Below are 23,921 nucleotides of genomic sequence, written 5' to 3' on the forward strand. Positions count from 1 at the left end.
CCCCGGCGACCGGCCCATGAATCCCTCCACCGACCATGCCGTGCTCACCGCGATGCTGGCACCGGCATTCTTCCTGACCGCAACGGCATCGCTGCTGCTGTCGGCGAACAACCGCCTGGCGCGCATCATCGACCGGGCACGCACCCTGTTGCGCGAACTGGCCGACGCGGAAGATGAAGCCGACCGCACGCTGCTCGAGAAGCGCATCGGACTGCAGCGCCTGCGCAGTCTGATCATCCTGCGCGCGGGCCAGCTGCTCTATGGCGCGATCAGCTGCTTCGTCGGCACCAGTCTGGCCGTTGCCGTGGACACGTTCACCGGCCATCGGCTCGGCTCGCTGCCCACGTGGCTGGCCGCCCTAGGCGTAGTGGCCATGCTGGCGGCGAGCCTGCTGCTCGCACGCGAGTCGACACTGGCGGTCACGGCCATCAACGAAGAGATGGACCACCGCAAGGTGAAACGGAAGTTCCCGACACCCTAGACGAGCGGTCGCCCGCGCTTGGCGCGGAAGTAGTTGGTCAGGCGGCGCCCTGCCTCATCGCCCAGCACACCGCCCCGGACCTCGATGCGGTGGTTGTGCCGCGGATCGGCGATCAGGTCGAATACGCTGCCGCAAGCGCCGGTCTTGGGGTCGCTGGCGCCGTAGACCACGCGCGCGACCCGGGCGTGCACGAGCGCCATGGCGCACATCGCGCACGGCTCCAGGGTCACGTAGAGCGTGCTGTCGATCAGCCGATGATTGCCTGTCGCCTTGCCCGCTTCACGCATCGCCACGATCTCGGCATGCGCCGTCGGATCGTGGTCGAGGATGTTGCGGTTCCAGCCTTCGCCCAGCACCTGGCAATCGGCACCCACCAACACGGCGCCGACAGGGATTTCATCGAACTCGCGCTCGGCACGGTCCGCCAGGGCGAACGCGTGCCGCATCCAGTGCTCGTCGTCGTGGCCGGCCATCACTCCCACTCGATGGTGGCCGGCGGCTTGCCCGAAATGTCGTAGACCACGCGCGAGACGCCGCGCAGCTCATTGATGATGCGGTTGGAGACGGTGCCGAGGAAGTCGTACGGCAGGTGCGCCCAGTGCGCGGTCATGAAATCGATCGTCTCGACCGCGCGCAGCGCGATCACCCACTCATACGCACGCGCATCGCCCACCACGCCCACCGACTTGACCGGCAGGAACACGGCGAACGCCTGCGAGGTCTTGTCGTACAGATCGGCCTTGCGCAGTTCGTCGATGAAGATCGCATCGGCCTTGGCCAGCAGTTCGGCGTACTCGGGCTTCACTTCGCCCAGGATGCGCACGCCCAGGCCGGGGCCCGGGAACGGATGGCGATAGACCATCGTGCGCGGCAGGCCGAGTTCGACGCCGAGGCGGCGCACTTCGTCCTTGAACAGCTCGCGCAGCGGTTCGACCAGGCCCAGCTTCATGTGCTCGGGCAGGCCGCCGACGTTGTGGTGGCTCTTGATGACATGCGCCTTTCCGGTCTTGCTGCCGGCCGACTCGATCACATCCGGATAGATCGTGCCCTGCGCCAACCATTTGGCGTTCTTCAGCTTGTTCGACTCTTCTTCGAAGATCTCGACGAACAGGTTGCCGATGATCTTGCGCTTGGCTTCCGGATCGGCGACCCCTTCCAGCGCCTTGAAGTAGCGATCGGCCGCGTTGACGCGCACCACTTTGACGCCCATGTGCTCGGCGAACATCGCCATCACCTGGTCACCTTCCTGCCAGCGCAACAGGCCGGTATCCACGAACACACAGGTCAGCTGGTCGCCGATCGCCTTGTGCAGCAGCGCAGCCACGACGGATGAATCCACGCCGCCGGACAAGCCAAGGATCACCTCGTCCGAGCCGACCTGTTCGCGCACGCGCGCGATCTGGTCGTCAATGATGTTGGCCGCCGTCCACAGGGTCTGGCAGCCGCAGATCTCGGCGACGAACCGGCGCAGCAGGGTCTGGCCCTGCTTGGTATGCGTCACTTCCGGATGGAACTGCACGCCGTACCACCGCTTCTCTTCCAACGCCATCGCCGCGACCGGGATGCGGTCGGTGGTGGCGGTGATCGTCCAGCCCGGCGGCGCCTTTGCGACGTGGTCGCCATGGCTCATCCACACGTCGATGCGCGGCGCACCCTGGTGATCGCTCAGGCCACCCAGTAGCGCATCGTGTGCGACCAGCTGCACCTCGGCGTGGCCGAACTCGCGCGCGTCGGCGGCTTCCGTCGCACCTCCCAGCTGCGCGGCCAGGGTCTGCATGCCGTAGCAGATACCGAGGATCGGCAGGCCGCTGTCGAACACCTGCTGCGGCGCCGCGGGTGCGCCATGCTGCGTGGTCGACTCCGGGCCACCGGACAGGATGATGCCCTTCGCGCCGAACTTCGCGATTTCGTCCGGGTCGTGGTCCCACGCCCAGATTTCGCAGTAGACGCCGATCTCGCGGATGCGGCGGGCGATCAGCTGCGTGTACTGCGCGCCGAAATCGAGGATGAGGATCTTGTCGGTGTGGATATTCGTCATGGTGTCCTGCGGCTATAAACGAAGAAGGGAAACGCTGGCGTCTCCCTTCTCTGGCAACGATCAGCCCATCCGGTAGTTCGGTGGCTCTTTGGTGATCTGCACGTCGTGCACGTGGCTCTCGCGCTGGCCGGCGCCCGTGATGACCACGAACTTCGGCTTGCTGCGCATGTCCTCGATGGTCGCGCAGCCCACGTAGCCCATCGTGGCGCGCAGGCCGCCGACGAGCTGGTGGATGATGCCGCCGACCGAACCGCGGTAAGGCACGCGACCTTCGATGCCTTCCGGCACGAGCTTGTCGGCGTCGCTGGCGTCCTGGAAGTAGCGGTCCTTGGACCCCTTCTCCATCGCGCCCAGGCTGCCCATGCCCCGGTAGCTCTTGTAGCTGCGACCCTGGAACAGTTCGACTTCGCCCGGCGCCTCTTCGGTGCCCGCGAACAGGCCACCGATCATCACCGTCGACGCACCGGCGGCGATCGCCTTGCCGATGTCGCCCGAGTAGCGGATGCCGCCGTCGGCGATCAGCGGAATGCGGTCCTGCAATGCTTCTGCGACCATGTCGATCGCGGTGATCTGCGGCACGCCGACGCCGGCGACCATGCGCGTGGTGCAGATCGAACCCGGGCCCACGCCGACTTTCACCGCGTCCGCGCCGGCGTCCATCAGCGCGAGCGCAGCGTCGCCGGTGACGATGTTGCCGCCGATGACCTGCAGCTGCGGGAAGCGCTTCTTGACCCAGCTGACGCGGTCCAGCACGCCCTGCGAATGACCGTGCGCGGTATCGACGATGATGACGTCCACGCCTGCAGCCACCAGCGCCTCGACGCGCTGGTCCGTATCGCCGCCCACACCCACCGCGGCGCCGACAACCAGGCGGCTGGCGCTGTCCTTGGCGGCGTTGGGGTTGTCGGTCTTCTTCTGGATGTCCTTGACCGTGATCAGCCCGCGCAGGTCGAACGCGTCATTGACCACAAGCACCTTCTCGATGCGGTGCTTGTGCAGCAGCTGCAGCACTTCGCCGTCGCTGGCGCCTTCGCGCACGGTGATCAGGCGATCCTTCTTGGTCATGATGTGGCGGACCGGATCGTCGAGCTTCGTTTCGAAGCGCATGTCGCGGCTGGTGACGATGCCGACCAGCTGGCCGCCGTCCACCACCGGCACGCCGGAGATGTTACGGGCGCGGGTGAGCTTGAGCACTTCGGCGATGGTGGTTTCGGGCCCGACGGTGAAGGGCTCCTTGATGACGCCGGCTTCGAATTTCTTGACCTTGGCCACTTCGGCGGCCTGCTGCTCAACGGTCAGGTTCTTGTGCAGGATGCCGATGCCGCCCAGCTGGGCCATGGCGATGGCCAGGCGGGCCTCGGTGACCGTATCCATGGCGGCCGAGACGATCGGCAGCTTCAGCCGCAAGTCGCGCGTCAGGCGCGTCTCCAGGCTGACATCCTTGGGCAGGACGGTGGAATGGGCGGGGACAAGGGAGACGTCGTCGTACGTCAGTGCTTCAGCCTGGATGCGCAGCATCGGCGGGCCCGGATAGTTGGGGAAGCGCGGCATTATACCCTGATCGGCGGGGCTTCCGGCTGCCGCCAAAGCCGGAACAATGCTTTCCCGCACACATCATCCGGGCACCTGTGGGAGCGACGTAAGTCGCGATGGGGGAGTCCGGGCACTTCATCGCGACTTACGTCGCTCCCACGACCAGCAAAAAGCGGCGGCTCAGAGGCCCGCTTCGGCTGCTTCCAGCGTGTTCTGCATCAGCGTGGCGACCGTCATGGGCCCCACGCCGCCCGGGACCGGGGTGATCCAACTGGCCCGCTGTGCGGCCGCGTCGAAGCCGACATCGCCAACCAGCCGACCGTCTTCCAGTCGGTTGATGCCCACATCGATCACCACGGCGCCCGGCTTGACCCATTCGCCCGGGATCAGCCCCGGCTTGCCCGCCGCCACGACCAGGATGTCGGCATCGCCGACCCTGGCCTGCAGCACGTCGCGGGGGGTGAACTTGTGGCAGCTGGTCACGGTGCAGCCGGCGATCAGCAGTTCCAGCGCCATCGGGCGGCCCACATGGTTGCTGACGCCGACGATCGTCGCGTTGCGGCCGCGGACCGGCTGGTCGGTGTAGCCAAGCAAGGTGGTGATGCCGCGTGGCGTGCACGGGCGCAGACCGAACTGGCGCAGCGCCAGGTGGCCCACATTGGCCGGATGGAACCCGTCCACGTCCTTGCGCGGGTCGATGCGCTCGATCAGGCGGCTGGCATCGGGAATCCCCGGCAGCGGCAGTTGCACCAGGATGCCGTGGATCTTCGGGTCCGTATTCAACTCGTCGATCAATGCCAGCAACTGGGCCTCGGAGGTACCTTCCGGCATGTCGTAGTCGTAGGCGGCAATGCCGACCTTTTCAGCGGCGCGACGCTTGTTTCGCACATAGACCGTGGAGGCAGGATCGCCGCCGACCAGCACCACCGCCAGGCCAGGCCGACCCTGCCCTGCGGCAACGCGTGCGTCGACCCTGACCTTCAACTGGTCCAACAGGTTCTCGGCGATGCGGCGGCCATCGAGGATTCGGGCAATCATGGAGGGGCGCAGTGTAGAGTCGGCGCGTATTGTCCCCGATTAACCCGCCCGAACGCGACCCACGGACACCATGACCGATACCACTGCCCTAGACGCCGCCGCCTTCCGCCGCCTGCTGCAGCACCTCAACCAGGATCGCCCGGAGGTGCAGAACATCGACCTGATGATCCTGGCCGGCTTCTGCCGCAACTGCCTGGCCGACTGGTACCGCGAAGCGGCAGCAGAGGCCGGGGTCGCGATGGACAAGGAGCAGGCGCGCGAACGCGTCTATGGCATGCCGTTCGCGGACTGGAAGGCCCTGCACCATCGCGATGCCACGCCCGAGCAGCTGGCCGCCTTCAAGGCGGCGCAGGAACGGCATGGCTGACCGCGCACGGCGCGTGCTGGCGTGGTTCGTGGTGCTGGCGCTCGTGGCCTACTTCGGGCTGTGCGCCCTGCTCTACCTGCAGCAGCACCGCCTGATCTATTACCCCCAGTTCACCCAGACCGATCGGGCGCGGACGACCTTCTCGCTCGCGCGGCCGGATGCGGTGTTGCGGGGCGGGGTCGCAACGCCCGGTCGCGCCGATGCCGTGCTGTATTTCGGCGGCAATGCGGAGCGTGTCGAAGCCAACCGCGAACCCTTCGCGCACTGGCTGCCGTCGCACTCGGTGTATCTGCTGGCCTACCGCGGGTATGGCGCGAGCGACGGGGAGCCATCGGAAGCCGTGCTGTTCGCCGATGCCCTCGCCCTGTACGACGATGTGGCACGCCGGCATCCCGGCGGCAGGATCGCCGTCGTGGGGCGCAGCCTCGGTAGCGGTGTGGCGACCTACGTGGCCTCGCAGCGCGATGTGGCGGCGCTGGTGCTGGTGACGCCGTTCGACAGTCTGGCGGCGGTCGCCCAGTCGCACTATCCGGTGTTTCCGGTCCGATGGCTGCTCACCGACCGCTACGACTCGGCCGCGCGGCTGCCCGGCTACCGCGGTCCCTTGCTGGTGCTTCGCGCCGGTCGCGATGCCGTCGTGCCGCCGCCGCACACCGACCGGCTGCTGACCACCTACGGAGGACAGGCACAGATCGTGGACTTCCCGCGCGCCAGCCACGACGACCTGTCGGCGGACGCGGCCTACTGGCCGGCGATCCGCAACTTCCTGCAGCGCGACGCCGACTAGCGCCGGCTACTCCTCTTCTTCTTCCTCGCCGATAATTTCGGCGGCTTCCTCGTTGAGGGCCTTCGCTTCACGCTTGGGCTTGGTGAACGGCGTCGGTGTGGGTTTGGTGTGCTTCGCATTGCCATACAGCGCCGGGATGCCGGATCGCAGGTCGCCACCGGCGATCTCGAGCTCCAGGCGCTCGGCGTCGCGTCGACGGATCTCCAGGGCAATGGCATCGGCATCCTCGCGCGCGATGCCGACGCTCATCAGCGCCGCCTTGCCGAACTCCACCGCGGACTCGAACGTTTCGCGGATCTGGTAGTCGACGCCTGCGCCGATCAGCGCCAGCGAATGCTCGCGGTCGAACGAGCGCACCAGCACCTGGGCCTGCGGGAACTCGTGCTTGACCAGTTCCACGATGCGGCTCGCGGCGTCCTTGTCGTCGATGCAGATGGCGATGGACTGCGCCGTCTGCGCACCGCAGGCACGCAGCACGTCGAGCCGCGTGCCGTCGCCGTAGTAGATCTTGAAGCCGAACTCCTCGGCGCTGCGGATCATCTCGATGTCGGTATCGATGATGGTCACGTCCACGTCGCGCGCCAGCAGCGACTGGCTCATCACCTGGCCGAAGCGCCCGAAGCCGATGATCAGCACGCTGCCGCTCAGGCCCTTGGCCTCTTCGATCCCCTCCATCGACGGGGCATCGGGATGAGTGAAGCGGCGCAGCAGCAGCACGAACAATGGCGTGAGCGCCATCGAAAGCACGACGATGGCGGTCAGGTTCGCATTGACGGTGGCATCGATGATCCCTGCCGAGGCCGCGGCGGCGAACAGCACGAACGCGAACTCGCCGCCCTGCGCCATCAGTACCGCGCGGTCCAGCGCCTCGGCGTGCGGACTGCGCGTCACCCGGGCGACGACGTAGATGCAGGCCGCCTTGACCGCCATCATCGCCAGCACCGCGCCGACGATCAGCGGCCAGTTGCTCGCCACCACGCCGAGGTCCAGCGCCATGCCGACGCCGAGGAAGAACAGACCCAGCAGGATGCCGCGGAAGGGCTCGATATCGGCTTCGATCTGGTGGCGGAACGTCGATTCGGACAACAGAACGCCGGCGAGGAAGGCGCCCATCGCCATCGACAGGCCACCCAACTGCATCAGCAGCGCGGCGCCCAGCACGACCAGCAGCGCGGCTGCGGTCATCACCTCGCGCGCCTTGGCGGCGGCGAGGATGCGGAAGAACGGATTCAGCAGCCAGATGCCGGCGGCGATCAGACCGCCGAGCGACGCAGCCGCGATGCCGATCGACACCCAGCGGGAACCCTCCTCCGGCTGCGCCACCTGCGGCGACATGAAGGCGACCAGCACCAGCAGCGGCACGATCAGCAGGTCCTCGAACAGCAGTATCGAGACGACCTTCTGCCCATTCGGCAGCGCGACATCCCCTCGCTCGGCGAGCAACTGCATCACCACCGCCGTGGAGGTCAGCACGAAGCCCATGCCGCCGATGAAGGACACCGGCAGCGAATAACCGAAGACCAGGCCCACCCCCGTCAGCGACAGCGTGCATACCGCGATCTGCAGTGCTCCCAGGCCGAAGATCTGCTTGCGCAGGCTCCACAGGTGGCTCGGCCGCATTTCCAGGCCGATCACGAACAGGAACATCACCACGCCGAGTTCGGCGACGTGCAGAATGGATTGGGGGTCGGAGAACCACTTCAGGCCGAACGGGCCGATCGCCAGCCCGGCGGCCAGGTAACCGAGCACCGAGCCGAGGCCCAGTCGCCGGAAGATAGGCACCGCGACGACGGCGGCACCCAGCAGGGCGACGACACTGACCAGCTGGCTTGCACCGGATTCTGCGCTCATCCGGGGAGTCTACCGGAGGACTCCCGGCCCGCGTCTTCCGTCAGGAATCCGAACGCCGCGTCGCCGCGGCGTCCTGCCGCCGGTGGTAGGCCACCCACATCGTCACCAGCACCATCACCGCCGTGGTGAGTGCGCCTGCGGTCAGCAGGTTGAGGCGCGGCAGCAGCGACCACAGCGCCAGCAATGCTCCCATCCCGAGGGCATGCGGCCACGGAAAGCGTCCGTGGACGACGCGCGAGAACCACGCATTGGCCAGCAGGTAAACCAGCGGACCGGCAACCACGACGGCGGCGTACCGGGCCTTCACCGGCTCCAGCGGATGCGCCACCACCACGTCATCCGCCACTGCGCACACGATGACGCCGGCGATCAGCACCACATGGACGTAGTGGAAGTAGGCACCCAGCCGGCCCGGGTCGTCCGAATGCTCGATTACGTGTGCGGCGTCGCCGCTTGAGGTGTCGAAGTACATCCACCACATGGCGACGCAACCGATGAACGACACCAGGAATGCGATCCACACTGCCAGTCCGGGATGGGCCGCATGGCCAAAGGATGCGCCCGTCGCCAGTACCGATTCGCCCAGCGCGATGATGACGAACAACTGGCAGCGTTCCGCCAGATGGCCGCCATCGATGGTCCAGTCCGACGTCTGCGAGCGTCCGAGGCCCGGTACCGGAAAACCCGCCATCGGCGAGAGGTACTCGCAGCCCACCGCCAGCAACCACAGCACCAGGCGAGAAGATCCCTCGTTCACACCACCGGCGATCCACAGCGCGGCGGACACCAGCAACCAGCACAGCATGCGCAGGAAATTGGGCGTCAATGCATGCCCAGGACCCAGGCTGTACAGCACGAACAGGGTGCGCCCCACCTGGATGGCGGCGAAACTGCAGGCGAAAAGCAGCCCCCGCTCGCCAAAAGCGTCCGGGATGGCGGCGGACACCAGCAGGGCCAGCGCCATCAGCACCATCAGCATGGTGCGGATGACCAGATGCTCGGGATTGAACCAGTTGGTGACCCACGCGGTGTACTGCCACCCCAACCAGACCGCGAACCACAGTGTCGCTGTCTGCAGGACGCCGGGCCACGACAGGTGCTCCAGCAGGTAGTGGGACAGCTGGGTGATGGCGAACACGTAGACCAGGTCGAAGAACAGTTCAACGCTGGCCACGCGTGCGGGTTGCCCGAGCGTGCGGAGCAACGGGTGCTGCGAGGTGTTCAAGCAGTCGACTCCCGGCGGGGGGAAGATTCAGTGCTTCGTGGCCTTCCACGCCAGCCACGCTCCCGTCGCCACCGGAACCGCGTAGATCAAGGCCTGGATGGGTAGCTCTTCCTGCAGCGAATAGCCGTGCGACATGCCGGTGCGCAGGTTCCACAGGACGGCGACGAGCCAGCCGACGCTGAAGACCGCCGCGACGGAGCGTCGCTTGGCCGGCGTTGCCAGCCACATCGCGATACCCACCAGCAGCAGACCGGCGAGGATGAAGATCAGGGTGCGCATCGATAAGGTCCTGTGCGGTGGCCGAGGGCCCGCTCCTACGTCAACGGAGGGGCGGACCCTCGGCATGGGCGGGCGGTACGGGACCACCCGCCGCAGGGGTCACTTGGTGGTGTACCCGCCATTGATGAGCAGCGTCTGGCCCGTGATCCACCAGCCGTCGCTGACCAGGTGGCGGATGAAGGGCACGACATCCTCGATGTCGGTCAGGCCGGTCTTGCTGAAGGGCGACAGCGCGGCCGCCGACTTGTGGTACGCGACGGCGTCGGCGCCTTCTGCCGGATAGAAGAACGAGGTGTCCATCGGACCAGGGCCGATCGCAGTCACCGATATGCCGCGCGCGCCGAACTCCTTCGCTGCCGCACGCGTGAAGTGCTCGACCGGTGCCTTCGTGCCCGCGTAGGAGGAATAGAACGGTGTGAACGCTCCGAGCAACGACGTCACCAGCGTGACCACCTTGCCGTTGTCGTTGACATGTCTGCCAGCCTCTTTCAGGAAGAAGAACGCCGCTTTCGCGTTGACCGCCGACATTGCGTCGTACTCGGCTTCCGAGATGTCGGTGATCGGCTTCTTCAATACCTTGCCGACCGTATTGATGGCGATGTCCGGCCTGCCCACCATCGCGATGGCGTCGGCGAACAGGCGCTCGACGCCGCCCGCCGTGGTCAGATCGCCCTGGATCGCGACGCCGCGGGCGCCGGCATCGCGGACCGCGGCGATGGTCCTCTCGGCGTCGGCATGGGTCGCGTCGCTGTTGTAGTGGATCGCAACGGCGGCAGCGCCTTGCTGCGCGAGGTCACGGGCGATCAGGCCGCCGAGATTCTTGGCGCCTCCGGCGATCAGGGCGACCTTGCCCCGGATGGAATGATCAGTCATGGAAATGCTCCTGGCTTGGGACGGACCTTCGCGGCGATGCCCATCGACAGGGTGGGCAAGAGCGGCGAGGCGCGCCTAAGATGAGGTGAACGCATTCCGGCGGGCTTTCACGATGTCCCCTGCGCTATCAAATTCTCCGGCCTCGACTCACATTAGTGACGCGCACGATGCCCCCGCGACCGCCACCGATCCGGAACCCGGCCAGACGCCGCAGTACCGCGTGCTGGCGCAAGCGCACTGGCCGGGCGTGGAAGTGCTGCTGTGCAAGGAAGACATACGCCAACGCACGCTCTGGTCCATCGACGAGCCGCGTCACACCGTCATCGTCCATCTCGGCGGAACCATGCGCGAACTCGATACCGAGATCGAAGGGGTCGGCGCCACCCACATGCCTCCCTCGCCGGGCGACATCTGGCTGGTGCCTGCCGGAAAGCGCTATGCCAGCCAGGCATCCGGTCAGATCATCACGTACGCGGAGCTGCGCGTTTCGCCCACCGCCGAGGTGGACATGGGGACCGATCGCCGCGCCGCGATCGAGGGCCTGATGCCGCGACTCGGCCATCGCGATGAATTCCTGCACTACAGCGTCGCTCGCCTCGTACGGCTCAGCCAGCAGGGCGACGACCTGTCGGCGATGATGGCCGAGCGTCTGCAGCTGCTGCTGCGACAGCACCTCTACGACGCCTACCGGTTGCCGGCCACGCCGGTCACTTCGCCCGTCGTTCTGTCGCCGCCCGTTGCACGGCGACTCAGCGACCACATCGAAACCGTCCTCGGTGAACGCATCGCACTGTCCACGCTCGCGGCACTCGCCGGCATGAGCGTGCACCAGTTGCTCATCGCTTTCCGCCGCACGTTCGGCACCACGCCGGCGCAATACATCCTGGCGCAGCGGTTGCGCCGCGCACGCTGGTACCTGCTCAACCGGAACGATGACATCACCGCCATCGCCCTCGCGTGCGGCTTCGCCAGCCACAGCCACCTGAGCGCCTCGTTCAAGCGCGACGCGGGCATCACGCCCCGCCAGTTCCGCGATGGCCTGCGGATGCGCCCGCTGGACTGATCAGCTCGCCCGGCAGAATGCCGCGTAATCGATATAGCCGGGAAAGGGGCGCCCGGCGGCACACACGGGGCAGTCAGGATCGTGGCGCAGACGGGTCTCGCGGAAGCGCATGGCCAGCGCATCGAAGTGCAGCAGCCGGCCCGCCAGCGTGTCACCGACGCCCAGCAGCAACTTGATCACTTCCGTGGCCTGCAGCAGGCCGATCACGCCGGGCAGCACGCCCAGCACGCCGGCTTCAGCGCAGTTCGGTGCGAATTCGGGCGACGGAGGCTCGGGGAACAGACAGCGATAGCAAGGTTGTTCGCCGCGATGGCGTCCCGCGTCGAACACGCTCACCTGGCCCTCGAAACGCTGCACGGCGCCATACACCAGCGGCTTGCCGAGCTTCACGCAGGCATCGTTGAGCAGGTAGCGGGCCGGGAAGTTGTCGGCGCCATCCAGCACGACGTCCACCCCTTCCAGCAGCCGTTCGACGTTGTCGGCGGTGACACGCTCCGCCACCGCGTCCACCTGCGTGCGCGGGTTGAGCGCCGCGAGCGTTGCCCGTGCCGAGGCGACCTTCGGCTCGCCGATGCGCGCCTCGGTGTGCAGGATCTGCCGCTGCAGGTTGCTGCGGTCGACCACATCATCGTCCGCGATCCGCAACTGCCCTACCCCGGCAGCCGCCAGGTAGAACGCGGCTGGCGAACCCAGACCACCGGCACCGATCATCAGGACCCGCGACTGCTGCAGGCGTCGCTGGCCGGCGTCGCCGACCTCGGGCAGCAGCAGGTGCCGCGAGTAGCGCTCGTTGAAATCACGCGCGTCCGCAGACATCGCAGGCACGACCATGGGACGATGCTCGTCCATCCAGCGCGACGTTCCGCCCGCGACGGAGGCCAGTCGGGTATAGCCCGCCGCTTCGAGTACGCGTGCCGTCTCCAGCGAACGGCCGCCTTTCTGGCAGATCAGCACGATGCTGGCAGCGCGGTCCGGAAGGTGCGCGGCGGGATCGCCTTCGAGTGCGGCTTTGGCGATGCCGCGCGCGCCCTCGGCTTGCCCGCCGGCGCGCTCGTGCTCCTCGCGCACGTCGATGAACACACTGCCCTGCGCAAGCAGCGCGGCAACGTCCCGGGGATCGATTTCACGGATGGCCATGCGGCGATTATCGCGCAAGTCGCGGCGCGGTCGGCCTCAGCAGGCGATCACTTCGATGATGTCGCCGGCGCGATAGTCGCGCGCGCCTTCCGGCAGCACGATCAGGGCATTGCTGTCGGCCGCTCCCCGCAAGTGATGCGAGGCATCGGCCGCATTGGGCATGACCTGCAAGCGGCCATCCGCCGTGCTGGCCAGCCAACCGCGCAGGAACTCCAGGCGCTCGTGGGATTTCCGCCAGGGTGCTCCCAATACCGCTGTCCACCGCGTCCTGGGTTCGCGGCGACGCTGCATGCCGTCCAGCAGGCCGCGGCCGAGCGTCAGGAAGGTCGCCAGCACGGACACCGGATTTCCCGGCAGTGCCAGGAACAGCGCGCGATCCATTTCGCCGAACAAGACCGGCATGCCCGGCTTCATCCGCACCTTCCAGAAGTGGATGCGGCCATGCGCGGCAAGCAAGCCGGGCAGATGGTCCTTCTCGCCCGCCGATACGCCACCGCAGGTGATGACCACGTCGAACGCCGCCGCGGCATCGGCCAACAAGGTCTTCATGCGCTCCGGATCGTCAGGCAGCGACGGCCACGCGGTCGGCTCAAGACCTTCCGCCCGCAACAGCCCCATCAGCAGCTCGCGATTGCTGTTGTAGATCTGGCCGGGTGCCAACGCCAGGCCTGGCTCGACCAGTTCGTCGCCGGTGGTGAACACCGCAACGGTCGGGCGCTGGGCGACGGTGAGCGATGCGATGCCGAGGGCGGCGGCGAGCGACGCCCGCGCCGGCGTCAGCCATTGCCCGTGCTCGAGGACGCGTACGCCCGCATGAACATCTTCGCCACTTGGACGGACGTCTGCGCCGCGGGCGATACCTGCCGGCACGCGGACAGCCCCACCTTCCTCGACGCAGTCTTCCTTGAGCGCGACCGTATCGACGCCCGCCGGCAACGGTGCGCCGGTGGTGATGCGGATGCATTCGCCGATGCCGACCACCAGGCTCTGCAGGCGACCCGCGAACTGTTCACCGATCAAGCGCAGCGACGTCGTGCCATCCCCGGCCAGACTGGCATGTGCGAACGCAAAGCCGTCCATGCGACTGTTGTCGAACGGGGGCAGCGCGATCGGCGAGATGATGTCTTCGGCCAGTATGCGGCCGCTGGCGCGCGTGACGGGTACGCGCTCGGCCTTCAGCATGCGGTTGGCTGCGACGCTGCGGACGATCTCCGCAGCGGTGGCGAAATCGATGCGGGTCGGGTAGCCCGTCACTTGCCGCGCTTGACGTGCCGGATCAGGCGGCGCTTCTTGGCGATCTGCTTCTCGGTCAGCACGTTCTTCTTGCCTTCGTAGGGGTTCGCGCCCTCGCGGAAGACAAAACGCACGGGCGTGCCCACCAATTTGAAGCGCTTGCGGAAGAAGTTCTCCAGGTACCGCTTGTACGACTCCGGCAGCACCTTGAGGCGCGTGCCGTGCACGATGAAGGTCGGCGGGTTCGCCCCGCCCGGATGCACATAGCGCAACTTGGAGACATGCCCGCGGATGCTGGGCGGCGGATTGGTCTCGTAGGCGATCTCGAGCGCCTTGTTGACTTCACTGGTGCCGAATTCCTTCGTGGCCGACGCATGCGCGCGATGGATGGCCTTGAACAGCTCGCGCAGCCCCGAACCGTGCAGCGCGGAGATGCGCACCACCTCGGCCCATTCCACGAACCCCAGCTTGCGGGCGAGCAAGGCTTCGGCCTGTTCGCGCTGGTAGGCGGTCAGCCCGTCCCACTTGTTGATCGCCACCACCAGTGCGCGTCCGGCATCGAGCACCGCGCCAAGCACGCTGGCGTCCTGGTCGGTCACGCCTTCGGTCGCATCCAGCAGCAGTACGGCCACCTGGCATTGTTCGATGGCCTGCAGCGTCTTGACCACGCTGAACTTCTCGACCGCTTCTTCCACCTTGCCCTTGCGGCGCAGGCCCGCGGTATCGATGAGCCGGTACTGGCGACCGTCGCGCTCCATGTCCACGGCGATCGAATCGCGCGTGGTCCCCGGCACCTCGGAGGCGATCATGCGCTCCTCGCCCAGCAGCCGGTTCACCAGCGTGGACTTGCCGACGTTGGGACGGCCGACGAAGGCGATGCGCATGCGGTTCGGATCGTTGTCCAGGCCTGCCGTCGCGCCTTCCTCCGGCAGCCGCTCGTGCACCTCCTCCAGCAGGTCGTCGATACCCTGGCGGTGCGAGGCGGAAATGGTGATGACATCGGCGAAGCCGTAGCGCGCGAAATCCGCGAGCGCGGTGGTCTCATTGATGCCATCGATCTTGTTGATGACCAGCAAGGTCGGACGGGCCGTCTTGCGGAGCCAGGCGAGGATCTCGTCGTCGAGCGCGGAAGCGCCTTCACGACCATCGACGATGAACAGGACCAGGTCGGCCTCTTCCGCCGCCGCACGCGCCTGTCGTGCCGTGGCGCCGGCCAGCCCCTCTTCTTCGCCGGCGATGCCGCCGGTATCGACGACCAGGAACGGGACGTCCTCGTCCACGCGGCAGACGCCGTAATTGCGGTCGCGGGTCACGCCCGGCTGGTCGTGCACCAGCGCGTCACGACTGCGCGTCAGCGCATTGAACAGGGTGGATTTGCCAACGTTGGGACGGCCCACCAGGGCGACGAGGGGCAACATGCAGGGAGCAACCGTGAGGAATGAGGGGCGCCGGGCGCCCGGCATCGCGCGGAAGGCGCGACCGGTCCGGTCAGGCAAGGGGCGGCCATGGTATCGGAATACGCCCCCCTCCGCGAAAAAGGGCCGCAATGCGGCCCTTTTCGTCAACAAGGGGGAGGTGGCGTGGCCACTCTCCCTGATGGATCACTTGAAGCCGAAGGCCGTCAGCCCGCCTTCCACGTCCTGGACCACCAGGATCCCGTCTGCGGCGACCGGCTTGCCTCGGATGGCCTTGCCGCCTACGCGCGCGCGCGCCGCCACTTCGCCGTTGTCCGTCTTCAGCCAGTGAAGATAACCGTCGTAATCGCCTACCACGGCGTAGTCGCCGTGCATCGTCGGGGCGGTGAGCGAGCGACGTGCCAGCGTGGTGTTGGACCACAGGGCACTGCCGCTGTATTTGTCGAGCGCCCATACCGTTCCGGCAGGATCCGACACGAGGACGGCGCTGCTGGTCACCGCCAGCCCTCCGACGCCGCCGTTGTCGCGCGTCCAGAGCGGACGGCCGGAGGGCCCTTCGATCGCGACCGTTTCCTTCTTGTAGCTGGTCGCGTACAGCGTGGTGCCTTCGAGCACCGGCGCACCATCGACATCCGCCATGCGCTCAAGTTCGCTGCGCCCTTCCGGCGTGCCGACCGTCTGGGTCCACATCGACCGGCCATCGCTCGCCGAAAGCGCGGTGACCGTGCCGTCGTCGCCCGCCGTGAACACGATGCCAGGGCCGACGACCACAGGCGCATTGCCGCGCACGGTCAGGCTGGGAAGTTCGTTCGTCCAGAACCAGCGGCGTTCACCCGTATCCGCCGCCAACGCCGTCACGCGCCCATCGTTGCTGCGGACGAACACCACGCCGTCGCCGACGACGGGCGCCGCGATGACTTCGTTCGGCACCTTGGCCTGCCACTTCTCGGCGCCCGTGGCCGCATCCAGTGCGATCACCTGGCCATCGAGGGTGCCCACGACGACCAGGCCATTCCCCGCACCAGGCCCGCCGGACAGGCGCAGGTCGGACTTGTACTGCCACGCTTGCTTGCCGGACTGCAGGTCGAAAGCGCGTACGCCGCCCTCCACGGCGGCGGCATAGACGCGGCCACCATCGACCACGGGGGCCTGCTGCAGGCCAAGGCGTTTTTCGCCTTTACCCACGTTGGCGCTCCACAGTTTCGCGACCGTAACGGTGGGGATCACGTCAACGAGTTCAGCCGGCTCGACTGGCTTCTCGCCTTCCTTGTCCTTGCCGGAGAACCAGCCCTTGACGGTGCTGCAGCCACCGAGTGCCGCAACGAGCGCGGCGGCGGCGGCCAGACGGACGACCGGGGAAATCTGGCGCATCATGCCGCACCCCCCGACTTCGGCGGCGTGCCGCCGGCGTCGATCAGCTTGAGTTCGACCAGCCTGCGCTGCGGAGACACCGCATCCAGCGTCGTGAGCGCGCGGGTATAGGCCTCCTGCGCCTCTTTCGCCTTGCCCGTCGCAAGCAGCGCATCGCCGCGCACTTCTAGACTCGAGGCATCGTCTGCCTTGGCGAGCAAGGTCAGCGCTTCATCATGTTTGCCGGCATCGATCAACAGCCGCGCCAGGCGCAGGTTGACCAACGGACGGAGCGCCTCATCGGGCGTCAGCGCGCGCAGGGTGGCGATGGCGGCATCGCGCTCACCCGCCTGGAGCTGCGCCTTCGCCAATTGAAGGCCGGCCGCGTCCGCATAAAGTTCGTCTGCCTTGACCAGCGCATCCACCGCGCCCGCCGCCTGCTTCAGATCTCCCTTGGCGAGACCTTCGACGGCCGTCTGGTAACCCTGGTAGGCCTGTTCCTGCTTGGCGGCCCGATCCTTCTGCCACCACTGCCAGCCCAGAATCACGCCGAGGCCGAGGACCACGCCGCCCAGCAGGCCGGCACCGTTGCTCCTCAGCCAGCTGCGGACACGTTCGCTTTGTTCGTGCTCGTCGAGCAGATCATCAATCGCCATGCGCTCTCTTGCCCCGTCTCATGCGGGGTCTCGGTCTAGGTTGGACAGACCCGCACGCGGGTCAGTCAACGACCGGCGCCAGGGAACCCTCAGAGGATACCGTAAAGCGTGCAACGTTCGCTCGCTGGTACGGCGCCAAGTCCACCGTACTCCCGGCTTGCTGAACCTCGACCGCCGTCGCGTCGCCCAGTTTTACTCGCCCGACTTCGCCCTGTGCATAACGACGCTCTTCGCCCGCACGCAGCAATGCGTGCTCGACCTTGCGACCGTCGGGTGCATTCACTTCCACCCAGCTGTCGCCCTTGAACGTCAAGGTCAACCACGATGGCGTAGCGCGCGGCACCGGAGTCAGGGACGCGACATAAGGCGCAGCCTGCGGCCGACTGGCGGGCGCAGAAACCTCTGCGCCTGCTTCACCGGAGCGGTTGGACGCCGGAACGACATCCAGCGAGGCCGTTGCCGCATCGGGGCCAGGCCCCGCGGTGGGTCGCAGCGCCATCCACACCGGGGTGGCGATCACCAGGGTCAGCACGACATAGACGGCACGCCGCTTGAAACTCTCGAACACGTACTGGACGCGGGGCGTATGCGAATGGCTGACCAGTTCGGCCGGCCTGGATACCACGGCGTCCGCCTGCTGCAGGAACGGCTCGACGTCCACCTTCAGAAGTCGGCCATAGCTGCGCAATTGCCCGCGCACGAACACCGCGCCACCGGACTGCTCCCACTGGCCGGCCTCGAGCGCCTGAAGCACCTTCACCGGCATCTTGAGCCGCGTACTGGCCTCCTGAACCGACAGGCCGGCCTGCTCGCGTGCCTGCTTCAACGCCTCGCCGCACCCCTGCGACGGAGACACATCCCCGACTACCGATTGCATCATGGCCCTGCATTTCCCCCAGAATTGACGTCCTGCGCGTCGGGGAACTCCGCCCGAATCCGCTGAACATATCGACTGGCAGCGGCCTTGTCGCCGAGTCTTTCTTCAATTTGTGATGCGAGTTTCAACACCGCCGGGCTGGCCGGGCCAGCCGCAAGCCTGCGCTCCACGAACGCGCGGGCCGACAGGTACTGCTGGCGACGGAACTCGAGCTCGGCCATGGCTTCCAGCGACACGGCGTTCGCGGAATCCATGGCCAGCGATTGACGCAGGTCGCGCGACGCGCGCTCCACTTGGCCCGCCTTCAGCGCGCAGCTTCCGGCGTTCGCCAGTGCGGCGGCCGGCGTCGCATAGCCGGGCGCCTGGACCGCACGATCGAACCAGACGAGCGACTCCGCCGCAAATCCGTTGGCGCACAGCCAAGTGCCATAGTTGTTCTGTGTCGACCCATCGCGGGGCGCCACGTCAGCCGCACGCCGATAGAGCTCCCCTGCACTCTGCAGGCGCCCTTGGCGATCCTCGCTCACGGCCAGGAGGGTAAGCGCATCCGCCGAACCCGGATCGAGCTTCAGCGCGGCGCGGGCTTCCTTCCCGGCAGCCTCGAACTCGCCTGCCTGCAACCGTTGCATCGAACGGGCAAGGATCGTGTGAACCGCTTGGCGGCGCTTGACCTCGGGACTGTCCCGAACCTCATAGTCCTCTACCTCTTCCTGACCCGCCAACTGGCCCATCTTGCCTTTCGGGCGAACGAAGGTCAGGCGGCTGCAGGCGGTCGCTAGCAGGATGGGAATCAGCAGCAGGCAGAGCGCCTTATGCCGCATCGTCGATGCCCTGTTCCTGCAACTGGCGCCGGAACTCGGCTTGGCGGCGCGTGCGATCCATCACCTGCCCCTTCAGCTGACCGCAGGCGGCGTCGATGTCGTCGCCGCGCGTCCTGCGCACCATCGTCAGCACCTGCGCGTCGAGCAGCAGCTTCTGGAACGCACGGATGTCTTCTTCCGGCGCGCGCTCGTAGCGCGTTCCGGGGAATGGATTGAACGGGATGAGATTGACCTTGCCGGCGTCCTTCAACTGCGCGGCGTTGCTGAACTTGCGCATCAGCTGCGCGAGCTGGCGCGCGTGTTCGGGCTGGTCGTTCACGCCTTTCATCAGGGTGTATTCGAACGTCACCGAATCGCGCTTCTTGTTCGCACGCAGGTAGCGCACACAGGACGCCATCAGCTCGGCGATCGGGTACTTCCTGTTGAGCGGCACCAGCTGTTCACGCAGCGCATCGTTGGGCGCATGCAGCGAGACGGCCAGCGAAACGTCGGTTTCGGTGGACAGACGATCGATCATAGGCACCAGGCCGGACGTCGAGAGCGTAACGCGCTTGCTCGCCAAGCCATAACCCAGGTCGTCGCGCATGATGTTCATCGCGCGCACGACGTTGTCGAAATTCAGCAGCGGCTCGCCCATCCCCATCATCACGACGTTGGTGAGGCGACGGTTCTGCGCAGGCACGTTGCCCAGATGCCGCGCCGTCACCCATACCTGGCCGATGATCTCGGCGGTGGTGAGGTTGCGGTTGAAGCCCTGCGTGGCCGTCGAGCAGAACGTACAGTTGAGGCCACAGCCCACCTGCGACGAAACGCACAGCGTGCCGCGGTTCTTGTCGGGGATATAGACGGTTTCGACGGCGTTCTTGCCATCCACGCCCATACCCAGCAGCCACTTGTGTGTGCCATCCGACGAGGGCTTGTCGAACACCACCTGCGGTACGACGACCTCGGCATGTTCCTGCAGTTTCGCGCGCAGGTTCTTGCCGAGATCGGTCATCTGATCGAAATCGGTGACGTACCGATGGTGGATCCATTTCATCACCTGGTGCGCGCGGAACTTCTGCTCGCCGAGCTTGCCGACGAAGAACTGTTCCAGTCCTTCGCGGTCAAGATCCATCAGGTTCTGCTTCGCAGACACGGGCACGCCGATGGCCACGGACGGAGCGTCCGTGGCCAGTTTCAACTCGATCGGCGGCAGTTCGTGGCTGCTCATCGCATGTCGCTCAGCGCGAAAACACTTCAGTGGCGGCGAAGAAGTATGCGATCTCGATGTTGGCGTTCTCGACCGAGTCCGAACCGTGCGCGGCATTGGCGTCGATCGAATCGGCGAAGTCGGCGCGGATCGTGCCCGGCGCAGCGTCCTTCGGATTGGTCGCGCCGAGGATGTCGCGATGCTTCAGAACGGCGTTCTCGCCTTCCAGCACCTGGATGGCGACCGGGCCGGAGATCATGAATTCGACCAGCGCGTTGAAGAACGGACGCTCGCGGTGGACGGCGTAGAAGCCTTCCGCTTCACGACGCGACAGGTGCTTCATCTTCGAGGCGACAATCTTGAGGCCGTTCTTTTCGAAACGGGCATAGATTTCGCCGATGACGTTCTTGGCGACGGCATCGGGCTTGACGATCGACAGGGTGCGCTCCAGCGCCATGGGGATTATCTCCGTTGGGCGGGCCACTGAAGACCCGAGGTTAACATGAAAAACCCGCGTCGAAACGCGGGCTTAGACCAGAAAGCGTAGCGAGATTCTAACGTATCCGGCCGCGGCTTGCAGCCGCCCGGGCAGGAATTGCTGCCACGCAGCATGACAGCCCGGGGCGCCCCGCCGACAATGAGTCAAACAAGCGTTTGATTCAGTCCCGGAGGCGTCATGGGCGGCACCACGCATTTTTCCACCAAGGAGCGGATCCTGGGCGCAGCGGAAGAGCTGTTCGCCCAGCACGGGTTCGCAGGCACGTCCCTGCGGCAGGTCACCAGCCGCGCGGACGTCAATATCGCCGCGGTCAACTACCATTTCGGCAGCAAGGAGAACCTGGTCAATGAGGTCTTCCGCCGCCGCATGGACGACATGACCGCCGCGCGCCTGACGCTGCTGGAAAAAGCGCTCGTCGAGCACCCGGGTGCACTGGAGCCCATCCTGGCGGCGTTCGTCGAACCCGCCCTGGCCCTCGCCCAAGACCGCCACGGCGGCGGGGCCTTCGTGCGCGTGATCGCCCGCGCCTACGCCGAGAAGAACGATGGCCTGCGAAAGTTCCTTTCCGATCATTACGGCCACGTGTTGCGTGAATTCGGCAAGGCCATCGCCGCCTGCGTGCCGGGCCTGAGCAAGGAAGAGCTGTACTGGCGATTGGACTTCTTCTCCGGCGCCCTGACCTACGCCATGGCCGATTTCGGCCTGATCAAGCGCCCCACGGGCGTGACCGAGGCGGCGCATCGTGAACGCGCCGCCCGCGAACTCATCCGCTTCGCCGAGGCCGGCCTGCGCGCCGACCACACCTGACACCCCCTGCAATCCGAGGAAATTCCATGTCCAAACCCCTGCTAGTTCGCAAGGCGGCCGTGCTGGGCGCCGGCGTGATGGGCGCCCAGATCGCCGCGCACCTGACCAATGCCGGCGTCGACACCGTGCTGTTCGACCTGCCCGCCAAGGACGGCCATCCCGACGGCATCGTGCAGAAAGCGATCGCCAACCTGGCCAAGCTCAGCCCCGCGCCTCTCGCCAGCAAGTCGCTGGCGGAAGCGATCACCCCTGCGAACTATGAGACCGGCCTGGAGCACCTCAAGGGCTGCGACCTGATCATCGAAGCGATCGCCGAACGCATGGACTGGAAGCAGGACCTGTACAGGAAGATCGCGCCGTTCGTGGCCGACCACGCCGTCCTGGCCAGCAACACCTCGGGCCTGGGCATCAACAAGCTGGCGGAAGTCCTTCCCGAACAACTCCGCCATCGCTTCTGTGGCGTGCATTTCTTCAACCCGCCCCGCTACATGCACCTGGCCGAGCTGATTCCGGCGAAGTCCACCGACGCCTCGGTGCTGGAAGGCCTCGAGACCTTCCTCACCACCACCCTCGGCAAGGGCGTCGTGTACGCCAAGGACACCCCGAACTTCATCGGCAACCGCATTGGCGTGTTCTCGATCCTGGCCACGGCCCACCACACCGGTGAGTTCAAGCTGGGCTTCGACGAAGTGGACGCGGTCACCGGTCCGCTGATCGGCCGGCCGAAGTCGGCGACCTATCGCACCTCGGATGTCGTCGGACTGGACACCATGGCCCACGTCATCAAGACCATGGCCGATACGCTGCCGGACGATCCGTGGCACGCCTACTTCAAGTCCCCGAAGTGGCTCGAGGCCCTGATCGCCAAGGGCGCGCTGGGCCAGAAGACCGGTGCCGGCATCTTCCGCAAGGTCGGCAAGGACATCGTGGTCCTCGACCTGGAGAAGCAGGACTACCGCGCGTCCGACCGCACCGCGGCGCCGGAGGTGGTCGAGATACTGAAGATCAAGAACCCGGCCGAGAAGTTCGCGAAGCTGCGCGAGAGCCAGCACCCGCAGGCGCAGTTCCTTTGGGCGGTGTTCCGGGACCTGTTCCACTACAGCGCCTACCACCTCGCCGACATTGCCGAGACTGCGCGCGACGTCGACCTGGCCATCCGCTGGGGCTACGGCTGGTCGCTGGGGCCGTTCGAGACCTGGCAGGCCGCCGGTTGGAAACAGATCGCCCAGTGGATCGCCGACGACATCGTGGCCGGCAAGGCCATGAGCAGCGCCCCGCTGCCGAACTGGGTGTTCGACGGACGCGAGGGCGTGCACGCCCCCGAAGGCAGCTACAGCCCCGCGAAGAATGCCAAGCTCCCGCGCTCCGCCCTGCCGGTGTACCAGCGCCAGCGTTTCCCGGATCCGCTGCTGGGCGAAGTGTTCCCGCAGGGCGAGACCGTCTTCGAGAATGACGGTGTCCGCCTGTGGACCGACGGCGACGGCATCGGCGTGATCAGCTTCAAGACCAAGATGCACACCGTGTCCGACGCGGTGCTGGCCGGTGTGCAGGAATCGGTCGCGATCGCCGAGCGTCGCTTCAAGGGCCTGGTGATCTGGCAGCCGAAGGAGCCCTTCTCCGCCGGCGCCGATCTGGCCGGTGCGCTGGGCGCCCTGCAGGCCGGCAAGATCGCCGAGTTCGAAGCGATGGTGGCCAACTTCCAGGCCACCAGCCAGGCCATCAAGTACTCGCTGGTGCCGGTCGTGGCCGCCGTGCGTGGTCTCGCCCTGGGCGGTGGCTGCGAATTCCAGATGCACAGTGCGCGCACCGTGGCGCACCTCGAAAGCTACATCGGCCTGGTCGAAGCGGGCGTGGGTCTGCTGCCCGCCGGCGGTGGCCTGAAGGAACTCGCCGTACGGGCGTCGCAAGCCGCCGGTCCGGGCGGCGACGTCTTCGCCGAATTGAAGAAGACCTTCGAAACCATCGCAATGGCCAAGGTCTCCGCCTCCGCCGTCGAGGCCAAGGAACTGGGCCTGATGCGCGCGGGCGACAAGGTCGCCTTCAATGCCTACGAGCTGCTCCACATCGCCAAGCAGGAAGCGCTGGCGCTGGCCGAGACCGGCTACCGCCCGCCCCTGCCCGCCCGCCGCATCCAGGTGGCCGGCGACGTCGGCATCGCCACCTTCAAGATGATGCTGGTGAACATGCTGGAAGGCCGCTTCATCAGCCCTTACGACTACGAGATCGCGGTTCGCATCGCCACCGTGCTGTGCGGGGGCGAAGTGGATCGCGGCGCTGTGGTCGACGAGGAGTGGCTGCTCACGCTGGAACGCAAGCACTTCGTCGAACTGGCCCAGCAGGAAAAGACCCAGGCCCGCATCGCGCACATGCTGAAGACCGGCAAGCCGCTGCGTAATTGA

The 23,921-nt window shown here is 66.6% G+C and carries 23 protein-coding genes; 6 read left to right on the forward strand and 17 right to left on the reverse strand.

From position 1 onward, the window contains the following. The first annotated feature begins 16 nt into the window (after window positions 1–16). The gene (locus CYU89_RS15195; RefSeq protein ID WP_296282292.1) at window positions 17–481 is read left to right on the forward strand and encodes a DUF2721 domain-containing protein; all 465 of its coding nucleotides are present in this window, start codon (window positions 17–19) and stop codon (window positions 479–481) included. Here CYU89_RS15195 and tadA read toward each other — a convergent pair. The 4 genes from tadA to folD all read right to left on the reverse strand — a co-directional run bounded on the left by tadA (window position 478) and on the right by folD (window position 5,090). Further along, on the reverse strand, window positions 478–954 hold the full coding sequence (gene tadA / locus CYU89_RS15200; protein ID WP_296282294.1) for a tRNA adenosine(34) deaminase TadA: 477 nt from the start codon (window positions 952–954) through the stop codon (window positions 478–480). The genes CYU89_RS15195 and tadA overlap by 4 nt on opposite strands. Continuing rightward, entirely contained in the window at window positions 954–2,519 is a 1,566-nt protein-coding gene (gene guaA / locus CYU89_RS15205) for a glutamine-hydrolyzing GMP synthase (RefSeq protein WP_296282296.1), read from the reverse strand. The genes tadA and guaA overlap by 1 nt, the downstream gene beginning before the upstream one ends. Before the next feature lie 60 nt (window positions 2,520–2,579). Continuing rightward, window positions 2,580–4,037 carry an IMP dehydrogenase gene (gene guaB / locus CYU89_RS15210; RefSeq protein WP_296282391.1) on the reverse strand — a complete coding sequence of 486 codons (1,458 nt, stop codon included), beginning with the start codon at window positions 4,035–4,037 and terminating at the stop codon, window positions 2,580–2,582. A 195-nt stretch (window positions 4,038–4,232) separates the two neighbouring features. Continuing rightward, the gene (gene folD / locus CYU89_RS15215; protein WP_296282298.1) at window positions 4,233–5,090 is read right to left on the reverse strand and encodes a bifunctional methylenetetrahydrofolate dehydrogenase/methenyltetrahydrofolate cyclohydrolase FolD; all 858 of its coding nucleotides are present in this window, start codon (window positions 5,088–5,090) and stop codon (window positions 4,233–4,235) included. Window positions 5,091–5,160: 70 nt separating this feature from the next. On the opposite strand from folD, the gene CYU89_RS15220 reads away from it, so the two are divergent. Continuing rightward, on the forward strand, window positions 5,161–5,457 hold the full coding sequence (locus CYU89_RS15220) for a DUF1244 domain-containing protein (RefSeq protein ID WP_296282299.1): 297 nt from the start codon (window positions 5,161–5,163) through the stop codon (window positions 5,455–5,457). Then, on the forward strand, window positions 5,450–6,244 hold the full coding sequence (locus CYU89_RS15225) for an alpha/beta fold hydrolase (protein ID WP_296282300.1): 795 nt from the start codon (window positions 5,450–5,452) through the stop codon (window positions 6,242–6,244). Before CYU89_RS15220 ends, CYU89_RS15225 begins: the two co-directional genes overlap by 8 nt. 6 nt (window positions 6,245–6,250) lie before the next feature. On the opposite strand, the gene CYU89_RS15230 is transcribed toward CYU89_RS15225, so the two are convergent. The 4 genes from CYU89_RS15230 to CYU89_RS15245 all read right to left on the reverse strand — a co-directional run bounded on the left by CYU89_RS15230 (window position 6,251) and on the right by CYU89_RS15245 (window position 10,472). Further along, a complete protein-coding gene (locus CYU89_RS15230; protein WP_296282302.1) occupies window positions 6,251–8,095 on the reverse strand; it encodes a monovalent cation:proton antiporter-2 (CPA2) family protein in 1,845 nt (614 codons plus the stop codon). A gap of 40 nt (window positions 8,096–8,135) precedes the next feature. Next, the gene (locus CYU89_RS15235) at window positions 8,136–9,320 is read right to left on the reverse strand and encodes a low temperature requirement protein A (RefSeq protein WP_296282304.1); all 1,185 of its coding nucleotides are present in this window, start codon (window positions 9,318–9,320) and stop codon (window positions 8,136–8,138) included. Window positions 9,321–9,347: 27 nt separating this feature from the next. Then, a complete protein-coding gene (locus CYU89_RS15240; RefSeq protein ID WP_296282305.1) occupies window positions 9,348–9,599 on the reverse strand; it encodes a hypothetical protein in 252 nt (83 codons plus the stop codon). Between the two features lie 99 nt (window positions 9,600–9,698). After that, window positions 9,699–10,472 (reverse strand): SDR family oxidoreductase, encoded by a 774-nt coding sequence (locus CYU89_RS15245; RefSeq protein ID WP_296282307.1) that lies wholly within the window; start codon window positions 10,470–10,472, stop codon window positions 9,699–9,701. A gap of 112 nt (window positions 10,473–10,584) precedes the next feature. Here CYU89_RS15245 and CYU89_RS15250 point away from each other — a divergent pair, with 112 nt between their 5' ends. Next, window positions 10,585–11,535 carry an AraC family transcriptional regulator gene (locus CYU89_RS15250; protein ID WP_296282309.1) on the forward strand — a complete coding sequence of 317 codons (951 nt, stop codon included), beginning with the start codon at window positions 10,585–10,587 and terminating at the stop codon, window positions 11,533–11,535. Here CYU89_RS15250 and moeB read toward each other — a convergent pair whose 3' ends face one another. The 9 genes from moeB to ndk all read right to left on the reverse strand — a co-directional run bounded on the left by moeB (window position 11,536) and on the right by ndk (window position 20,673). Then, complete coding sequence (moeB, locus tag CYU89_RS15255; protein WP_296282311.1) at window positions 11,536–12,690, reverse strand: molybdopterin-synthase adenylyltransferase MoeB; 1,155 nt, start codon at window positions 12,688–12,690, stop codon at window positions 11,536–11,538. It abuts the gene before it with no gap. 18 nt (window positions 12,691–12,708) lie between these two features. Beyond that, on the reverse strand, window positions 12,709–13,926 hold the full coding sequence (gene glp, locus CYU89_RS15260) for a gephyrin-like molybdotransferase Glp (RefSeq protein ID WP_296282312.1): 1,218 nt from the start codon (window positions 13,924–13,926) through the stop codon (window positions 12,709–12,711). After that, complete coding sequence (gene der, locus CYU89_RS15265; protein WP_296282314.1) at window positions 13,923–15,323, reverse strand: ribosome biogenesis GTPase Der; 1,401 nt, start codon at window positions 15,321–15,323, stop codon at window positions 13,923–13,925. Before der ends, glp begins: the two co-directional genes overlap by 4 nt. A gap of 183 nt (window positions 15,324–15,506) precedes the next feature. Further along, on the reverse strand, window positions 15,507–16,691 hold the full coding sequence (gene bamB / locus CYU89_RS15270) for an outer membrane protein assembly factor BamB (protein ID WP_296282393.1): 1,185 nt from the start codon (window positions 16,689–16,691) through the stop codon (window positions 15,507–15,509). Beyond that, window positions 16,691–17,326, reverse strand: a complete 636-nt coding sequence (locus tag CYU89_RS15275) for a tetratricopeptide repeat protein (protein WP_296282316.1) — start codon at window positions 17,324–17,326, stop codon at window positions 16,691–16,693. Before CYU89_RS15275 ends, bamB begins: the two co-directional genes overlap by 1 nt. Window positions 17,327–17,387: 61 nt before the next feature. Next, window positions 17,388–18,206 (reverse strand): helix-turn-helix domain-containing protein, encoded by an 819-nt coding sequence (locus tag CYU89_RS15280; RefSeq protein WP_296282318.1) that lies wholly within the window; start codon window positions 18,204–18,206, stop codon window positions 17,388–17,390. Next, window positions 18,203–19,024, reverse strand: coding sequence for a type IV pilus biogenesis/stability protein PilW (gene pilW, locus CYU89_RS15285; protein ID WP_296282320.1), 822 nt, complete (start codon window positions 19,022–19,024; stop codon window positions 18,203–18,205). Before pilW ends, CYU89_RS15280 begins: the two co-directional genes overlap by 4 nt. After that, window positions 19,014–20,237, reverse strand: coding sequence for a 23S rRNA (adenine(2503)-C(2))-methyltransferase RlmN (gene rlmN, locus CYU89_RS15290; protein WP_296282322.1), 1,224 nt, complete (start codon window positions 20,235–20,237; stop codon window positions 19,014–19,016). Before rlmN ends, pilW begins: the two co-directional genes overlap by 11 nt. A 10-nt stretch (window positions 20,238–20,247) precedes the next feature. Further along, window positions 20,248–20,673 (reverse strand): nucleoside-diphosphate kinase, encoded by a 426-nt coding sequence (gene ndk, locus CYU89_RS15295; RefSeq protein ID WP_162337947.1) that lies wholly within the window; start codon window positions 20,671–20,673, stop codon window positions 20,248–20,250. Between the two features lie 219 nt (window positions 20,674–20,892). On the opposite strand from ndk, the gene CYU89_RS15300 reads away from it, so the two are divergent. Together CYU89_RS15300 and CYU89_RS15305 are read left to right on the forward strand one after the other, a co-directional pair. Continuing rightward, window positions 20,893–21,522 carry a TetR/AcrR family transcriptional regulator gene (locus CYU89_RS15300; RefSeq protein WP_296282326.1) on the forward strand — a complete coding sequence of 210 codons (630 nt, stop codon included), beginning with the start codon at window positions 20,893–20,895 and terminating at the stop codon, window positions 21,520–21,522. 26 nt (window positions 21,523–21,548) lie between these two features. Continuing rightward, entirely contained in the window at window positions 21,549–23,921 is a 2,373-nt protein-coding gene (locus CYU89_RS15305; RefSeq protein WP_296282328.1) for a 3-hydroxyacyl-CoA dehydrogenase/enoyl-CoA hydratase family protein, read from the forward strand.

Origin of the sequence: Pseudoxanthomonas sp. (genome assembly GCF_002863005.1) — a bacterium.
In the GTDB taxonomy this organism is placed as follows: Bacteria; Pseudomonadota; Gammaproteobacteria; order Xanthomonadales; family Xanthomonadaceae; genus Pseudoxanthomonas_A.

Excerpts from the sequence above, each read along its gene's own strand:
- CYU89_RS15195 (WP_296282292.1), top strand. The coding sequence starts at position 17 with ATGAATCCCTCCACCGACCATGCCGTGCTCACCGCGATGCTGGCACCG.
- tadA (WP_296282294.1), bottom strand. The coding sequence starts at position 954 with ATGGCCGGCCACGACGACGAGCACTGGATGCGGCACGCGTTCGCCCTG.
- guaA (WP_296282296.1), bottom strand. The coding sequence starts at position 2,519 with ATGACGAATATCCACACCGACAAGATCCTCATCCTCGATTTCGGCGCG.
- guaB (WP_296282391.1), bottom strand. The coding sequence starts at position 4,037 with ATGCTGCGCATCCAGGCTGAAGCACTGACGTACGACGACGTCTCCCTT.
- folD (WP_296282298.1), bottom strand. The coding sequence starts at position 5,090 with ATGATTGCCCGAATCCTCGATGGCCGCCGCATCGCCGAGAACCTGTTG.
- CYU89_RS15220 (WP_296282299.1), top strand. The coding sequence starts at position 5,161 with ATGACCGATACCACTGCCCTAGACGCCGCCGCCTTCCGCCGCCTGCTG.
- CYU89_RS15225 (WP_296282300.1), top strand. The coding sequence starts at position 5,450 with ATGGCTGACCGCGCACGGCGCGTGCTGGCGTGGTTCGTGGTGCTGGCG.
- CYU89_RS15230 (WP_296282302.1), bottom strand. The coding sequence starts at position 8,095 with ATGAGCGCAGAATCCGGTGCAAGCCAGCTGGTCAGTGTCGTCGCCCTG.
- CYU89_RS15240 (WP_296282305.1), bottom strand. The coding sequence starts at position 9,599 with ATGCGCACCCTGATCTTCATCCTCGCCGGTCTGCTGCTGGTGGGTATC.
- CYU89_RS15245 (WP_296282307.1), bottom strand. The coding sequence starts at position 10,472 with ATGACTGATCATTCCATCCGGGGCAAGGTCGCCCTGATCGCCGGAGGC.
- CYU89_RS15250 (WP_296282309.1), top strand. The coding sequence starts at position 10,585 with ATGTCCCCTGCGCTATCAAATTCTCCGGCCTCGACTCACATTAGTGAC.
- der (WP_296282314.1), bottom strand. The coding sequence starts at position 15,323 with ATGTTGCCCCTCGTCGCCCTGGTGGGCCGTCCCAACGTTGGCAAATCC.
- bamB (WP_296282393.1), bottom strand. The coding sequence starts at position 16,691 with ATGCGCCAGATTTCCCCGGTCGTCCGTCTGGCCGCCGCCGCCGCGCTC.
- CYU89_RS15275 (WP_296282316.1), bottom strand. The coding sequence starts at position 17,326 with ATGGCGATTGATGATCTGCTCGACGAGCACGAACAAAGCGAACGTGTC.
- CYU89_RS15280 (WP_296282318.1), bottom strand. The coding sequence starts at position 18,206 with ATGATGCAATCGGTAGTCGGGGATGTGTCTCCGTCGCAGGGGTGCGGC.
- pilW (WP_296282320.1), bottom strand. The coding sequence starts at position 19,024 with ATGCGGCATAAGGCGCTCTGCCTGCTGCTGATTCCCATCCTGCTAGCG.
- rlmN (WP_296282322.1), bottom strand. The coding sequence starts at position 20,237 with ATGAGCAGCCACGAACTGCCGCCGATCGAGTTGAAACTGGCCACGGAC.
- ndk (WP_162337947.1), bottom strand. The coding sequence starts at position 20,673 with ATGGCGCTGGAGCGCACCCTGTCGATCGTCAAGCCCGATGCCGTCGCC.
- CYU89_RS15300 (WP_296282326.1), top strand. The coding sequence starts at position 20,893 with ATGGGCGGCACCACGCATTTTTCCACCAAGGAGCGGATCCTGGGCGCA.
- CYU89_RS15305 (WP_296282328.1), top strand. The coding sequence starts at position 21,549 with ATGTCCAAACCCCTGCTAGTTCGCAAGGCGGCCGTGCTGGGCGCCGGC.